The organism is Rivularia sp. PCC 7116 (assembly GCF_000316665.1).
Lineage (GTDB): Bacteria > Cyanobacteriota > Cyanobacteriia > Cyanobacteriales > Nostocaceae > Rivularia.
This window is the reverse complement of the sequence record NC_019678.1, coordinates 7435014-7451646: the sequence shown is the minus strand read 5'-3', so window position 1 is coordinate 7451646 and position 16633 is coordinate 7435014. Positions and strand designations below refer to the sequence as shown.

The following is a 16633-nucleotide window of genomic DNA, read 5'->3' as shown; positions in this document are numbered from 1 at the left end:
TAGGGATTAGAGGCTATTTCAACGGAAGCTGAGGCTGTACGGGAGTCGAAGCGGAAACGTTTCAATCCCTAATAGGGATTAGAGGTTATTTCAACTAAAGTGAATCGCCAAATGTTTGCTCAAGAAGTGGTTTCAATCCCTAATAGGGATTAGAGGTTATTTCAACAGATAGCAACAAATAGCTCTTTAGGTAGAAATTTTGTTTCAATCCCTAATAGGGATTAGAGGTTATTTCAACATCTACAGGTGTGATATATTGATGCTAACAAATAGTTTCAATCCCTAATAGGGATTAGAGGTTATTTCAACAATTCGTTGCCGGATTAGAGAAATTTGCAGCGACGTTTCAATCCCTAATAGGGATTAGAGGTTATTTCAACCTTTTTAGCCATCGATTCATTATCTAAAGCTAAAAGTTTCAATCCCTAATAGGGATTAGAGGTTATTTCAACAGATGTGGTGAATGTTTTAGAAGTACTCACCCCACGTTTCAATCCCTAATAGGGATTAGAGGTTATTTCAACCTGAAGGTCTAGCACCTGTGTAGAAAAGTAATTTGTTTCAATCCCTAATAGGGATTAGAGGTTATTTCAACGGAAAGAGTTTTTGAGCCCGCAAGAATCAGAGTGTTTCAATCCCTAATAGGGATTAGAGGTTATTTCAACGTTGGGAGTGAGGGTTAAGCGGCAACGGGTTCTAAGTTTCAATCCCTAATAGGGATTAGAGGTTATTTCAACTTAGTAACAAAGTAGCGTACCGCTTCAATCTTAAGTTTCAATCCCTAATAGGGATTAGAGGTTATTTCAACGATACTGTCCCAAGTATACTGGGCAGGACTTTTCGTTTCAATCCCTAATAGGGATTAGAGGTTATTTCAACTTAGTGACTATGAGAAAGCCTGGGAATAATCCTGGTTTCAATCCCTAATAGGGATTAGAGGTTATTTCAACAACTTCTGAACCTATGCAGGCAGTTGAAAGCTCTGGTTTCAATCCCTAATAGGGATTAGAGGTTATTTCAACTTTAGTACTTGAGCAAACAAGCAAAGGTTATAAGTTTCAATCCCTAATAGGGATTAGAGGTTATTTCAACGAAAATTCAGCCTCGAATAGCTTAAATATTTTTCTGTTTCAATCCCTAATAGGGATTAGAGGTTATTTCAACAAGCTGTGTTAAAATCCGCAATCATGCGTGGTAGGTTTCAATCCCTAATAGGGATTAGAGGTTATTTCAACAAAAAATCAAAATGGCTGTAATTACTAAGACTTGGGTTTCAATCCCTAATAGGGATTAGAGGTTATTTCAACTGCGGGCATCTGAAAGCCTTTAAATATGTAGTTTTCAAGGTTCGGTTTCGCGGATGACCTAATATTATCATATCAAAATGAAATAGAGAAGGTGGAAAATGGCTGAAACCCAGTCTATGCAAGGTTCGCGGATGGGTAGAGGTGATAGAAAGCTTCAAAGCCTTACTCAGAGTAGGATTCAGCGATTATTTTCTCAACCTATTTTTCAACACCTTACCATCCGCGAAAATAATCTTACCACCACTTCAACTGTAAATAACCGCGTTGGGATAGCGCTATTTCTTTTTCACCCATCCATTCTTCAACAGGCTTATAAGTACCGAAAACATGATCCCACCAATCTACAGCCAAGCCAAAGTTATGCTCCCACATCCCGTATTTATGATGTACGTAATGCACCGGCATTTCCATCCAGAAACACTTGGTAGGATTTTCATGCTGTAGCTGATGTGCGTATGCAGAAAAAGCTGCATAACTTAAACTACCGAGGAACCAACCTAAACCGGCATCCCAGGAAAAGAAGAACATGACAACCATCACTAAGGAACTGCCAACTACATAATCGCGGAATTCCCAGACTACACCTTGCCCCTCGTTACGGCGATGATGATCGCGATGACGTTCGCCAATCTTACGGTTAACGTGCATCAAACGATGCAGCCAATATTCTACTAGGCTCGCCAGTACGAAGGCAATCAGGAAACAAATTATTGCTGTTGAAGCACTTAATAACACAGGATTCATATAAACTTTTGAAGGATTAATCTCGTAATTTATCGTAACAATTTCTCGCGATGATAATTGCGTACAACATTACTTAGGGACGTTAGATTGTTTAAGATGTTGCATTCACACTTAGCAATTATCAGTTATCGGTAATCAGTTACCAGATAACGTGAATCTGAGATAGATTAAGATTTCCTATCCCTAAAGATAAAATTAAAATCAATTTTGGGTCTGTAGATGTGTAACAATTTCCTCTAATATCTCAGGCACCGAACGAGGTTCCCAACCTAGTTTTTCGCGGGCTTTGCTGGCATCAACTCGCACACAGCGGTCGTAGATATAATGTATTCTTTCTTTGCCGATAGGTGGATTCCAGGATAAAACTTTTCCTATAGGGTCAAGAACATTACCTACTAACCTTGCTATTGGTTGCGGAACTTCCGCAGGTGTGGAAACACCCGTTTGCTCGCTGATTATTTCAAACATTTCCCGCAAAGGAAGTTCCCCAGCAGAAATTATAAAATGTTCTCCTCGTTCGCCTTTTTCAGCTGCCAATATCATCGCGTTTACCAAGTCATCTACATGAACTATTCCGGTAATGCGATCGCCTCCAACCCAGAGTTTTAATTTTCCTTGCAAAAATAGTTTAAATACAGGACCAAAATGAGGATCGTCAGGACCATATATACCAGATGGCATGACGCTAACTACGGGTAAACCAATTACGGCATAATTGTCAACTAGTTGCTGTGCTTCGTATTTAGTGCTGTCGTAGGCAGAAGAAAAGTCTTCTTGAGTTCTTTCAAAGGTTTCATCTATTACCTCGCCTTGAGTATCCCCATAAATGCCAATGGTGCTGCAATAAACCATTTTAGAAATTTCCATTTCTTTAGCAATTTCTAAAACAGCCTGGGTTCCTTCAACATTTACCCGTTCCATTTTCTCAGCATCAACTAAACCCAGTTCGACAAAAGCTGCTGTATGAAACACGGTATCAACACCTTGCATGGCTTCTCGTAACGCCTTGCGATCTGTGATATCCCCCGTAACTAACTGTATTTCTGTATCTTCTAATCGAGATAAATCGCTGGATTTCCTAACTAGTCCAACAACCGAATCGCCGCGCTGCACTAGCGCTTTTACTAAGTGCGAACCTGTAAACCCATTGGCACCTGTAACTAAAGCTTTCATAACGCTTTCTCGTAAATTCGGTAAGTCTTGTAGATTTTGCCGCCTGCTGCTTCAACTAATTTTCGGGAAGGGGAGTTATCTTCCCAGACAAAGGAAAGTTCTGCCTTTTTATAAGGTTTACCTTTTTTAATTCCTCCCTGCATCCCCAAATAAATCAAGCCTAAAGGTACCATTTTACGACGATATTCAGGCAGACTACAAATGACAATCACTCTTCCTTGATCGATTTGCCGACGGTACCAAAGAAATTTAAGAATTCCCAACCAATTTAATTTACCGCCAACATGTTTTAGAGCAATATTATAATCGGGTAAACCCATCCAGCAGCCTATCATTTTTCCATTGTGTTCGGCAATGGGAAACACGTCTGGATCTACTAAGGATTGTAATTCCTTTGCCTCATCCATAAATTCTTCTAGGGCACGAGGAGTAGAACTGTAATTGTTAGCAAAAGTGCTATTAAACAATTCATAAAGGCTGCGACAATCTTGTTCAAAACCTTCACCCTTTGTACGCAGAGGACGAAAGGTAATGCCAGATTTACAAGCGATTCGATATCCTTTTTCAAATTTAGGATCTAAAATAAGATCCAAAGGAAAATCATAAGCATAAGCATCATTTCCTTTGTAATAACCAGCCTTTTCCATAAATTCGGGATAATAAGGCGGGTTATAAGGTGTCATCATAATCGGTGGCTCGTCAAAATTATCTACCAAGAATAAACAGCTATTATGGGTAGATAAATTTATTGGTCCCCGAACAAAATTCATTCCTTTATCGCGCAACCATTGAGAAGCAGTGTCTAGTAAACCGCTGGCAACTTCAAAGTCTTCTATACATTCAAAATAACCAAAAAGACCAACATTCTTACTTTCGCTTTCAATTAATCTACGATTGATAATTGCGACTATTCGTCCTAAAGGTTCACCATTTTTTTGGGAAACAGCGATAAACTGCTGAAATTCCCCATATTCAAGAAAAGGATTATTTTGCGACGCTAATTGTCTGGCAATGCTGCTGCGAATTGGCGGCACCCAATTGGGGTAATTTTTATATACCTTAAAAGGCACATCAAGGAACATTTCCCTTTGTGCCTCTGTAGTTACAGGCGATACTGTATATTTTTGAACTTCAGTAACCATATTAGGTAGTAAAGCTTTACGTTTTATGTAAAAAAGTTACAGTCTAATTCTTAAATATGATATTTTTATTGGGTTATTTTAATGATTTGATAGTTAATAGCTTTAGGAATCTTGTTTCCACCCCGAAGGCTAGGAAGCAGTGAAACTGGTATTCAAGAAGGAGAAAATCTTGTTCCCAGTCTCTGGCTGGGAATAAATATCAAGAGGCTCTGCCTCCAGCAATTACGATTGAGGCAGAGCCTCAAGAAAATAGGTTCCCAGCCAGAGACTGGGAACCAGGGAAAATCAGCAACGCTGTTACTTTTTTATTACCAATTCCCATTACCATCCCTATCCGCCTTTCCAGATATAGCTTAAGCGGTAGCAATAGTTGCGGGCTTATACAAAAGCTCTCGCGTTTCTACTAGTGCATTCACCAACTTGTCCATATCTTCTTTGGTATGAAGGGCGTTTGCTGTAATTCTTAAGCGGGGTTTAGCAATAAACCAAATCGCAGATACCCAAATACCGTGGTGTTCCATCAGGTGACGACAGAATTGTTTGGGATTCAATTCGGGTGGTACTAATACAGGGATTACGTTGGTTTCACCAATCGCAGCAAAATCATGTTCGATTAAACGCGCTCTTAAGTAACGAGTGTTAGCTTGCAGAGTTTCGACTAATTCAGGATTTTGTCTTACCTGACGAATACTTTCTAATGCTGCTGCTGTTGTTGGTGCGGGGAGTGAGATGGTACCGATGGAAGTTGGAGAAACATCCAACAAATCAATCATTTCTCGACTATGAGAACTGATTGCTGCACCTGCGGAAGCTGCAAATTTAGAGAAGGTGGTCATAATTAATGGCACCATTCCTCTATCGAGTACTTGCTGCGGTGTAATTCCAAAGTGGTCGTATACACCACCACCTTTTAAACCAATTGCACCACTCGCGTGAGCTTCATCCATTACAATGACGCTGCCGGGATAATTCTCCAAAACATCGAGCATTTCGGGTAATGGAGCAATATCGCCATCCATTGAAAACACCGCATCGGAAACTACCATAATCCGGTCGTTTGGTTTTGCGTAGCGTCGTAATTTGCGCGCCAAGTCATTGACATCGCAGTGCCGGTAAGCTTTAACGCGGACATCAGGACTATGACTAAACATTTTCCCGGAACGATTGCTGGCATTGGTAACGGCGGAAAGTATGCAACCGTGATTGAGAACATCAGTCAAAATCAGGGTTTCTCTGGTGTTCCGAAAGCCTGGAAGATTTATTGCTAAGTGACAGAATCCATCTATCAATGCTTGCATAGCCATCCAAGCATTTAAGAATAGATGAGTATGAGGTAAATGTTTGAAAGCAGAAATTTCTTGTTCCAATTGACGGTGCAAGTCAATTCTGCCGCTTAACACGGAACAGGAACTATTGGAAGTACCGTATTGCAGAATTGCATCAATAGCTGCTTGTCTTACTTCTTCAGATTGAACTAACCCTAAAACATCATTGGTACAAAATGTCAAAAGTTTATATCGCTTACCGTCGTCAGGATTTTCAACTTCGACAAAATTTCCATGTTTCTGATGACAAATGAACTTATCCGGGTAGAGACCACTTTGATAGAGTCCCTGCATATACTCTTCTACAACTTCCACAATAACTCCTCTCACCTAAAATTTGCCTATGGGCTTTTAATATATGTTTGCGGTTGAAAATTTACTTTTTTCGCTTAACCAATCCTTTATATCAGATGGTTCGACAATAACTAACTAGAGGTTAAATTTGAATTCATTCGGGCTGTCGAAGATGCGTAATTACCATTATTGCCATTGGATAGTTTTTTAGATTGTTGCACAAATTTTTCATATTGACCGACAATTACCCGTTGTAAGGCAATTATTGCTGGATTAATTTCTACATAACGTCTTTGGGGATTAGCCAGGTAGTTACGTTGTTCGCTTTCAATCATCTCGGTGTCCTGATCGAGAAAACTTTTCAAGATAAACCGCCAAATGATTTTTGTTATCGGTTTTTGCAATGGTTTTACAAACCACTGCGGAAGACGAATTTTGATAAATAACAACGAAAAAGATTTTGTTAATTGTGCCCCCACCGGTTGACGCATCAAGTAGAGGGAAGACATTCCTTCTAAAGAGCTATGGTAATGAGGATAGTTATATTTAATTGTGACAGTACGAGTTGTAACTTCGTTCCCTTGTTCGCTGAATCCGAAAAACTTAGTCATCCAACCTTGATAAGATACCCGATATTGAGCAAATACAGATTCTTCTGAGGCTTTTAAACTTAATAGCTGCGGATCGAACCACCCCTGCAAATTTTCATGTAAATAACCATGAAACACGTCCATCGTATTTTCATTACAAATCGAGAAATGGGCTTTGAATTCTCCGGGTATAGGAATTGCCAGCCAATTTGGGTCGTCGTATTCTGGAACTGAAGGCAATTCTACTTTTTCTGAATCTTCAACTGCTCCTGGGAAAATCCAGACAATATTGTATTTTTCCCGTACCGCATAGCTACGAGCTTTGGCACAAGGCAGCTTTTGGTCTTTAGGAAAATAAGGAATATTGGTACAAATTCCATTACCATTAAATTCCCAACCATGATAGGGACAAGCGAGATTTTCTCCCGTTACCTTTCCTTTGTGTAAAGCGACACCTTTATGCGGACAAGCATCTTCTATCGCATGAACTTGACCATCTTGCGAACGGTAAAGAGCGATCGCCGAATTCCAGATTACTACGGGCAATACTTGAGAGGGCTTTAATTCCGAGGCCCAAGTTGCGGGATACCAGTAATTTGGATTAATACCGACTTCGCGCACCCGATTCTGAACTGTTTGGCCCCTCAGAATTGGAGCTATTTCCATTTCGGTACTCCCTAATGAGTAATTAACTATATGAGCAATTACGACAGAAAGTTAGCGTATCATTCTTGAAGACTTGCCAACAATCTTATTAGAAATTTACAAAGTTCTCAGTAATTAAGCAAGAACTTATGGCAAAACCAACCAAAAATCTACGAAAAGTGGTTATCTTAGGCATTTTAATTTTCAATTGCCCAATTGTCACTTTTATTCCATAGTTTTATCCGATTTTCCGGAAATGTCGAGTGCCTTATGACACTTTTATATTCTTATTTATTTAGTTGTATATTATTTGTACTTAAATAATGCAAGTGCCTATGACAACATATATTAATTAATAAATAAGTTTAATCACTGATTACATGGCAACAATTTATAGTTTGTTTATAGTTTGTTTCTGACATATATAAATTTTATGTTTACACCATCGATACATATATTTTCTAGGTAAGCAAATTTATAATCGCGACTGACGCAATTGTCATAAGACTCGGATGGTGTCTTGTTCTCAGGGCTTTATTAATACCTTTATTTGGGAGTCAGCGTACAAACAACCTACACAAAAATGTGCCTGTTGCATAAGTCCTAATAATATTTGAAAAATTAATGCAGTCAATGTATTTACTACGTCTAAACGCTGAAAAGAATTTCTAGCTGTTTGTATTGTATAAATTGAATCTCAACCTTGAGGGATAATACAAAAGTTTTAAACCAAGATTATAAAAAAACTTTTAAATACTGAGAAACAGAGATACAGCGATATATGATGAAAAATTCAGTACTTCCTAACTTCAAGATTGAACTTAAAACTTTAAAAAACTAGTTTCTGTTGATTGACGCTGAATATGAGTCTAATTAATGGCTTACAAAACCAGTCATAGCCTAAAATACGGATTTAAAAGGAAACATTTCTGGGAACAAATACATCAATAATGTTGTAACAACAATAAAAATATATTTTTATCCTGCTTTCTGCTGAAGTTTTTTACTGCTCTCTACCCTAAATTAGCCTTATTGCCAACTATACAAAAAGTTAGACCGCAGTAATTTAAGCAGTAATTTCAAAATCCCTTATATTAACGTTCAATAGACTTGTTTAAAGCAAACGATTGTAGATGGAGATTTTCTTGACCTTATAAACGTATTTTGTTATCGTTTTTGCCGCAACAGTCAAACAAATTGTATAAATGCATACATTTTTCCACAGGTCAAAATATATTGGTACTTAAAATCTTCAAATCTCGGATTTCAGCTTCAAATAACCAATTCGGCGATGTTTACCAAGATTTCTATATCCTTGGTTTGCGAAATATTTTTAGTATTTTTACAAGGTTATAAAAATCTTACCTAACTATGTACACTCTTTTAGAGCATGATATTGATTATCGTCAAATTGTTGAAAATGTAATCGAGGGGAAAGTCGCTGACTATGCAGCAGCGAATTATAAAGAAAATTCCAGCAAAATCAATCTTTGCTTATTTAAAGACCGATAGTATGCAAAGCTCTAATCAAAAATAGAGATTAGGGAGAATAGGGGTGTCGAACGTCAAATTTTCCGTTGTCGCCGCATAAGTATTAAGAGGATATCTGAGAATTGCTTGGTAGCGGGTTCTAATCTAAGTCTGAAGCGAACCCGATATTAAGTAGCGAGAAATGATGTTGAATCAAGTAGGTGTAAAGCAAAAAAATTCATGACTACCAATTTATCTCCAGCTTCTTTACCTCAATTAAATCCACCTTCTCCTAGATTGAAGGTGATTATTTTCACTGTCATACTTCATTTAGCAGTATTATTAGCATTCTTACCCAGTAACTTTAGCTGGGCTGCTGTAGGAGTCGCAGTGTTATTACACTGGATGACTATTGGTTTGGGAATTGCTTTTGGATTTCATCGGTTAGCAACTCATAGAAGTCTACAAGTTCCTAAATGGCTTGAGTATTTTTTGATTTTGTGCGGTACTTTAGCTCTTCAGGGAGGTGTATTTGGCTGGGTTGGATATCACCGAGTACATCATTTACATTCCGATGAACAAGGAGATCCTCATACACCCAATGAAGGTTTCTGGTGGAGTCACATCGGCTGGTTAATGCATACGGTTCCGGCTCGACCGGAACTTCCACGGATGACGAAAGATATTGCCGACGACCAATTTTATCGTTTTTGCCATCGTTATTATATTGAACTGCAAGTCGCATTAGGAGTTGTGCTGTATTTGCTGGGTGGATGGTCTTTTGTAGTTTGGGGAATTTTTGTACGCTTGTTTGTGGGAATTCACTCTACTATGTTCGTCAACAGTGTTTGTCATACGATTGGCTATCGCAATCACGATTCGGGCGACCGCTCTACTAATTGTTGGTGGGTTGCTCTGCTGACTTTTGGTGAAGGTTGGCACAACAATCATCATGCTTTTCAATATTCGGCTCGTCATGGTTTGCAATGGTGGGAAATTGATATGACTTGGATGACTATTAGACTGCTACAATTTCTTGGATTAGCAACCAACGTAAAACTTCCGCAGAAATAATTTTTACAAGGTTACTGGAAGCTGGGGTATTGCAGAAACCGGGTTTCTATTGGTGGGATAATTAATATTATTTTAGTTAGTCTAAAATAAACCCGGTTTCTCAAACCTTATAGCAGGCAATATCTATTTCCTCTTTACTTATTTCCTTTTGATTTAAATAACAGGGAAGCTATATAAATGACACAAACTCAAGCGCCAAATTTACAAAAAACACAAGATAAAATCTCTGCTTCAAGCCAGAATTGGAGCAATATTCTTTCTAAGCTACCTAGTGGGGAACGCTATCTTTATCAGCTTTTCACTTTAATTAAAGAAGGCAACCTGACAGTTATTAATCCATTTGGTACAGCTTTCCACTTTGGCGAAGAATCTTCTGAGCCACTAATTTTAAAAGTTTATAATCCCGATACTTATGACCGCGCTTTGGCATTTGGCGCACTTGGTTTTTGTGAAGCTTACATGGAAGGCTGGTGGGATGAGGAAAACGATAAGCTCGCTGAAATGATTGGCTTGCTGTTTCGCAATAATGTCTACTCAAAAGCCAGTCAGCGAGTAACAATTCCCTTATTGATCAAGGTATTAACTCAACGTTTGCGAACTGTACCTACTAACATTCAAAACAGTCGTAAGAACGTACAGCATCATTATGACGTAGGAAACGATTTTTATCAGTATTTCCTCGATCCTACAATGACCTATTCCTGTGGATATCAGATGAAAGAAACTGATACCCTCGAACAGATGCAGCTGCAAAAATACGAATTAATTTGTAAAAAGCTGGCATTGCAACCGGGAGAATCTTTAATTGATATTGGTTGTGGATGGGGTGGAATGCTGATTTATGCTGCCGAGAACTATGGCATTTCGGGAACGGGTATTACCCTAAGCCTAGAACAAGCTGCATTAGCCAAACAAAGAATTGAACAAAAAGGTTTAAGCGATAAAATCGAAATCAAGATTGCCGATTATCGAGAAATAAAAGGGCAATACGATAAATTTGTCAGCATCGGCATGTTTGAACACGTTGGTAAAGACAGTTTTACAACGTTTATGCACAAAGCATCAGAACTTTTAACTCCCGATGGAGTAGGCTTACTGCATACAATTGCCACCCAAGGAAAAGAACGACTTGGTGCTTGGGTTGCTAAATATATTTTCCCTGGCGGCTATTTACCCCAGCTTCACGAATTAACCCAAGAACTCTGGGCTGCAAAGCTAACGGTTGCTCATTGCGAGAATCTTAAACCTCATTATGCTGAAACTCTGAGGCACTGGGCAGAAAACTTCACCGAAAATCGAGACAAAATTGCATCATTAGGGGCAACTTATGATGAGCGATTCTGTCGTATGTGGTACCTTTACCTACAATCTTCCGAAACCTCCTTTAGATATGGCAGCTTAGGAGTTTATCAACTGCTATTTTTTAAAGGTAAGCCATGGCGATTAGATATTCCTTTAAATTTCTCTATGAAATAATCGGACAAGGCTGGCAATGCTTATCCCATAAAGCTTTTCAGCTGATTCCTATAGACTCCAAACCTCACCTCTGTGCTTACCAAGGTGAGGTTAATCTGTGTTCTATCCAAGTGATAACTCCTAACTAACACATTTTCAAACCCTTATACAGTAAAGCTTTTAGCCAAAGTAAAAAAAGGGTTAGTTTCATTTGTTGTGAAGGATTTTAACACCTTTGACCTTCGACCTTTAACCTTTAACCTTCATCGGAGGCTTACATCTTGCACCATTTTCAACAACCGCCGTATTCATAAATTCTCAGGCTAATACACAAAGTCTGATAAATCAGACTGGGTAAGGGTTTGAGTGCGTTTTAACGTACTTTGTATCTGAGCCGATGATTTTTATTTCTCTGCGTTCTCGGGTCGCGTGCGGGCTAGAAAGCCTCCGGCTGACAAGGCAGGTATTAGGGCTTAACGACAATGGTGCAAGATATCAGATATAAATGATAAAGCGGAACACTTGAAGCTTAAAACGATTCAAAATATAAAGTACAAACCCCCTCGACTATTTAATCGAAGGGGATTTTGTTATCGAATTTGCCTATTCACAGCAAATAAATTGGTTTATTCTACTTGCTATAACCTGATATTGTTAATTTACTTCTTTTCAAATAAAAACCATTATTAATCAAAAAAGAATACCGAAAGCAAAACAATTTTAGAAGTTAGTTTTAATACTTTTTTGATGGCAAACAAAATTGAGGATTTTTTATTTATATGTCCACATCGCTTCTCACTAACGAAACTCGCAAACAGATTCCTATATTACTAGTTTTACTTGCTTGTGGTAGCTTAACTACTATGACGGGAAGCGTTGTTGCTCCAGTGATGCCAGAGGTTAAAGACCAACTTGCGATTGACCCAAGATGGTCGGGAATGCTCGTGAGTATGCATTGCTTAACTATCTTCTTATTTAGTCCCATATGTGGCATCCTCGCCGACCGTATTGGGAAAGCAAAGGTGTTAATTCCATCACTAATTTGCTACGCAATTTTTGGCACTGCTGGGGCTTTAGCAAACGGCTTTACCCCTTTATTAATATCGCGAGCATTGTTAGGGGCTGCCAGTGGGGGAATTGCGGCTGCGAGTATTGGTATTCTGAGCAGCATGTACGAAGGAGAAAAGCGAACCCGTATCCTTGGTTACACCACCAGCGCATTAGCGATCGCCAGTATTATTTTTCCCATCGTTGGGGGTTTAATTGGTTCCTATAATTGGCGATTTACTTTTGGTATGTATAGCTTGGGTTTACCAGCAGCCTTACTTGCATACATCTTGTTACCAAGAGGCAAACGCAAAGGTTCATCATCAATAAATTTAACTCAACAAAAAGATCGATTAATTGCAAGCCTAAAAGCTCCAAGTACCATAACTCTATTTATAGCTTTAGCTTTGACATCTGCCATATTTTATGTAGTAATAATCTACGCTCCTTTACATTTCAAGCAGTCAATTGGAGCAGATACAGTTGTTAACGGAGCCATTTTAGCATCGCGAGCTATTGGTGCGGCGGTCATCTCTGCTGTAGGAGCAAGTAAATTGGCAAAGCGTTTGGGAAGCGCTAAAGCTATAGCTTTGGGTTTTACCTTGATGGCAGCAACATTAATTACCATACCTTTTCTAAAGGAAATTTATTTGATTCTGCCGACAGCGATTATTTTCGGTATGGGATTCGGCATAGTCATGCCCAATTTGTACGATGCTTTATCTAAATCAACTCCCAAAGAAGTACGTTCGAGCATTTTAGCTATCGGCACCGGAGCAAGTAATTTAGGACAATTTTTCTCGCCTATTTTATTAGGGCCAGTTTGGAAAAATGCCGGAATTGGAGTATTTTTTGTAGGAGCAGGAGTAGCTTTAGTAACTAGCTTCTTAAGTATTCAACAAGGTAAAGCACTTGAGACTACAAAATATGGTAAGTAATTAAAGGTTTAGAGATTATTCATAAAACGAATACTAATCTTAGAATCACAGAAACCGGGTTTTATGAATGGGAAAACAAATACTCTTACTTCATTGAAGATAAACCTGGTTTCTGAGAGGAAGGTTGGGCATTTAGAATATCTGAAATCATACCTTTGCTGAAAAATCAAGCTAAGTGCTAATGAACAAGTTTTTCAAGATAGCTTTAATATCTACAATCATTTTTTTTGTAGGTTCACCGCTAACTGCCATAGCACAATCGCAATCTCAAATAACTTTGTTAGCTGGCGGGGATGTAGAATGGTCAAGGATGGCGAAGGAAAGTTTATTTCACCGAGAAATTATTCGATATAACTTAGATTTTGCATCCAAACAAGAAGAAGCGCGCTATCCATTTCAAAAGATAAAGCCTGTATTAGAAGATGCCGACATTAGTTTTGTTAATTTAGAAACTCCTTTATCAGATACAGCTAATAAAAATGGCGCTTTTTTAGCACCAACTGCTTTCGCAACGGGATTAAAATCGGCTGGAATTGATGTTGTTTCTACCGCTAACAACCACGCTCTTGATGCTGGAGTTGCAGGCTTAAAAGATACTTTAACAAGTTTGTCTCAGGTTGGTTTACCTGCTGTTGGTAGCGGTGATAATTTAGCTTCGGCTCGACTACCGTATATTTTTGAAAAAAATGGCATCCGTTTGGGTTTTCTTGCCTATACAATGTCGGAAAATTCCGGTGATTCAAGTTATGCAAAGCCGAATCGGGCAGGTGTGATGCCTACGGATTTATCGTTGATTCGGGAAGATATTCAAAAGTTGCGCTCAAAAGTTGATTATATAATCTTGTCTTTCCACTGGGGACTCAACGACAGCGAAAAGCCGCCATTCTGGGTTCGGAATTTAGCCCGTAAGTCTATAGATTCTGGTGCCGACATCATCCTTGGGCATCATCCACACTTTCCCCAAGGAATCGAAATTTATAAAAATAAACCGATAATTTACTGTTTGGGTAATTTTATTTTCGGACACAATCATCCATATTGGACGGATAATTTTTTAGCTAAATTTATTCTTACACCCAGTCAAATTAAAAGTATCGAAATCCTTCCCATAGCTGGCGAAAATCAATATTTAGCTCAACCTTTTTTGTTGGCAGGAAAAACAAGTCAAAATCTTTTGAAAGATGTTAGCAATAAAAGCTTAGCGTTAAAAACTAAAATGGAAATAGTTGGGGACATTGGTGTTATCAATCCTGCAACTGCTGCTATGCCAAAGAATGAAATAGATGATTTAATTTATGATTTAATGTTGCCCAAACCTTTATGGCAGCTTTTACTAGCATTATCAGCCGTTGGAATAGTTTTAACTTTTATTATAAGGTTTGGTTTATCAAGATTTTCCCGTAAAAGAAGACGGTTTGCTCGTAGATAGATTAATCAAAAGGTTAGTAGTTGCGCTTTAGCGCTAAAGCGCAACTACTAACTAAGAAACCAATTCTTTAGATTTATTGTTAGCTTCAAACTTATTTTCCCAAGCCTGATGGCTAGCTTTGGCATCTTGAACTACAGGAGTTGCAGTAATAAATCTATTAGCTAAATCACTGATTAAAGAAAGTGGAAAAGTCAGCGGGCGAGCAATATCTAAAAATAAAACTACACGATAACCATCCGTATCATTCCAAACTTCATGATAATGAGTATCATCAAAAATTAGACTTTTACCTTCTTCCCAATATCTAACTTCATCTGCTATTTGAATTTTACAATTTTCTTTGGGCTCGGGAACAACTAAGCCTAAATGATAGCGAATTAAAGTTTTGAGTTTACCACGATGTTTGGGAATATGTTTTCCAGGAGCAAGAATTGAGAAAAATGCTACTTTCATTCCCGGTATTTGTTCTATAAGCTTAGTTGTTTCGGGGCATCTTTCGCAATTTTTAGTAGCCTTAAAACCGAATGCATAAAAGAAATAAGTTTTCCAACGATTGTCATTGGCAATACGAGATTGGCGTTTAGAAATATCCTGAAAATTAGGTAATTCGTCTACTCTTTCAAGCACCTGCTCTAATTCTTGACGAATTACCATCCAGTTAGCTTCTAAATCCTTACTCCAAGGAAACTGTTCCGTATCAAACAGAACCGAATCGCCTACCTTAGAGCTTTTAGCAATTAATCTTTCAAGCCAACCATCTTTGGTTAACAACTTCTCTAACTGTTTGACAACTAACTTAGATAAATTTTGCATATTTGGAATATATAGTATCGAAATTATTTAATCAGGGAGTAAGGAGTAAAAGTAAGAGTTGGAAATTAGCGAAATAAATCCAATTAACTACTAACTACTGTTTGCAACTCCTCACTCCTTCTATTAACCGTTAACCGTTAACTGTTTAAAGCCTTTGCACTAAATGACGCAGTTTTTGCTCTCTATCTTTACTAAATATCGCAGCAACCCAAGTTTTAATAACGTAAGGAGCGCTCATCAAAGCACCGAGGTGTAAACGCCATTTATTCCAAGAAGTTGCAGCTCTTGTCAAGGGTAAAACATGCCAAAAACGGTTAATCGAACATACAACTCCATCACCCATCGAAGTTACTTCGTGCCACCATCCCGCAGGAATAAACAGAATATCACCTTGCTTAAGAATCACTTCGTAACGATGGGCAAGGGCTTTTTTGAACTTGGGAAATTTTACCAAATCCGGATTTTCGGGATATACCTGAGAGTAATTAGCTCGCAGCTTTAAACCGTGCCTTAAATAATTAAATAGTGATAGTGGATAAAGATTATAGGTTTGCGATGGTGCAAACAATACAAGTCGCTTTTCGCCATAAATTTGGATCAACGTACCATCCAATGGATCGTAATGCAAAGGAGTTATATGGCTTCCAGGGCATACCCACAAATTAGGGCTAGTACCTGGCATTTTCAAACCAAGTTTCGCATCTGCTTCTGCTAATACTTTGATGTCAGCAAGAGGTGTTTTATTTAAAGCGCATCTACCAAGATAAATATCATTCTTGTGTGCTTCTTTAGAGGATAGTAAATCGGCATACTCATTAAAAGAAAGAGTACGCGACTCAACTCCACTACCAATATTATCCCACTTATTTTTTTCCTGTTTATATCTTTCCCATCCATTAAAGCGAACCGGAAATTTCTGATCTCCTAACTTTTCGCGCAGAAAATCTAAATCCCAGCTATTCATTGTATTTAATAAACCAGTAATTACCACTGGAATACCATCTTTACGATACTTTTTAGCAAAAATTTCTGGAGTCAAATTACGTCCATCAATTTTTACAATTTGTTTTAGCGAATCATCTGCTCCTGATAGATGATTATTTTCTACAATTGTCTTCATTTCTGACTTTTAAATTCAAGAAGTAAGGTTAAATAAACTAAATATCCATTTTTATTTACCCTAGCTA

The 16633-nt window shown here is 38.2% G+C and carries 12 protein-coding genes and 1 CRISPR repeat array (1 of these 13 running past the window's edge); of the genes, 5 read left to right on the top strand and 7 right to left on the bottom strand.

Annotation, left to right across the window (positions count from 1 at the left end):
• Window positions 1-1307: direct repeats of the CRISPR family, unit length 37 nt; unit sequence GTTTCAATCCCTAATAGGGATTAGAGGTTATTTCAAC; it reaches 14 nt to the left of the window's first position.
• A 234-nt stretch (window positions 1308-1541) separates the two neighbouring features.
• From RIV7116_RS28585 to RIV7116_RS28560, 5 genes are all read right to left on the bottom strand, one after another.
• A complete protein-coding gene (locus RIV7116_RS28585; protein WP_015121814.1) occupies window positions 1542-2051 on the bottom strand; it encodes a sterol desaturase family protein in 510 nt (169 codons plus the stop codon).
• Window positions 2052-2252: 201 nt separating this feature from the next.
• On the bottom strand, window positions 2253-3224 hold the full coding sequence (locus RIV7116_RS28580) for an NAD-dependent epimerase/dehydratase family protein (protein WP_015121813.1): 972 nt from the start codon (window positions 3222-3224) through the stop codon (window positions 2253-2255).
• Window positions 3221-4366 (bottom strand): hypothetical protein, encoded by a 1146-nt coding sequence (locus RIV7116_RS28575; RefSeq protein WP_015121812.1) that lies wholly within the window; start codon window positions 4364-4366, stop codon window positions 3221-3223. The genes RIV7116_RS28580 and RIV7116_RS28575 overlap by 4 nt, the downstream gene beginning before the upstream one ends.
• Window positions 4367-4719: 353 nt before the next feature.
• Complete coding sequence (locus tag RIV7116_RS28565) at window positions 4720-6006, bottom strand: aminotransferase class I/II-fold pyridoxal phosphate-dependent enzyme (protein WP_015121811.1); 1287 nt, start codon at window positions 6004-6006, stop codon at window positions 4720-4722.
• Window positions 6007-6116: 110 nt separating this feature from the next.
• Entirely contained in the window at window positions 6117-7241 is a 1125-nt protein-coding gene (locus RIV7116_RS28560; RefSeq protein ID WP_015121810.1) for an aromatic ring-hydroxylating dioxygenase subunit alpha, read from the bottom strand.
• Window positions 7242-8591: 1350 nt separating this feature from the next.
• Here RIV7116_RS28560 and RIV7116_RS36130 point away from each other — a divergent pair.
• The 5 genes from RIV7116_RS36130 (at window position 8592) to RIV7116_RS34290 (ending at window position 14633) form a co-directional block, all read left to right on the top strand.
• A complete protein-coding gene (locus RIV7116_RS36130) occupies window positions 8592-8732 on the top strand; it encodes a hypothetical protein (protein ID WP_015121809.1) in 141 nt (46 codons plus the stop codon).
• Between the two features lie 198 nt (window positions 8733-8930).
• Window positions 8931-9764: a fatty acid desaturase gene (locus RIV7116_RS28555; RefSeq protein ID WP_015121808.1), complete on the top strand. Its 834-nt coding sequence runs from the start codon at window positions 8931-8933 to the stop codon at window positions 9762-9764.
• Window positions 9765-9941: 177 nt separating this feature from the next.
• Entirely contained in the window at window positions 9942-11240 is a 1299-nt protein-coding gene (locus RIV7116_RS28550; RefSeq protein WP_015121807.1) for a class I SAM-dependent methyltransferase, read from the top strand.
• 758 nt (window positions 11241-11998) lie between these two features.
• The gene (locus tag RIV7116_RS28545; RefSeq protein WP_015121806.1) at window positions 11999-13204 is read left to right on the top strand and encodes an MFS transporter; all 1206 of its coding nucleotides are present in this window, start codon (window positions 11999-12001) and stop codon (window positions 13202-13204) included.
• Between the two features lie 181 nt (window positions 13205-13385).
• Complete coding sequence (locus RIV7116_RS34290) at window positions 13386-14633, top strand: CapA family protein (protein ID WP_015121805.1); 1248 nt, start codon at window positions 13386-13388, stop codon at window positions 14631-14633.
• Between the two features lie 51 nt (window positions 14634-14684).
• On the opposite strand, the gene RIV7116_RS28535 is transcribed toward RIV7116_RS34290, so the two are convergent.
• On the bottom strand, window positions 14685-15446 hold the full coding sequence (locus RIV7116_RS28535; protein ID WP_015121804.1) for an aspartyl/asparaginyl beta-hydroxylase domain-containing protein: 762 nt from the start codon (window positions 15444-15446) through the stop codon (window positions 14685-14687).
• A gap of 145 nt (window positions 15447-15591) precedes the next feature.
• Entirely contained in the window at window positions 15592-16566 is a 975-nt protein-coding gene (locus RIV7116_RS28530) for a cupin-like domain-containing protein (RefSeq protein ID WP_015121803.1), read from the bottom strand.
• Window positions 16567-16633: the final 67 nt, after the last annotated feature.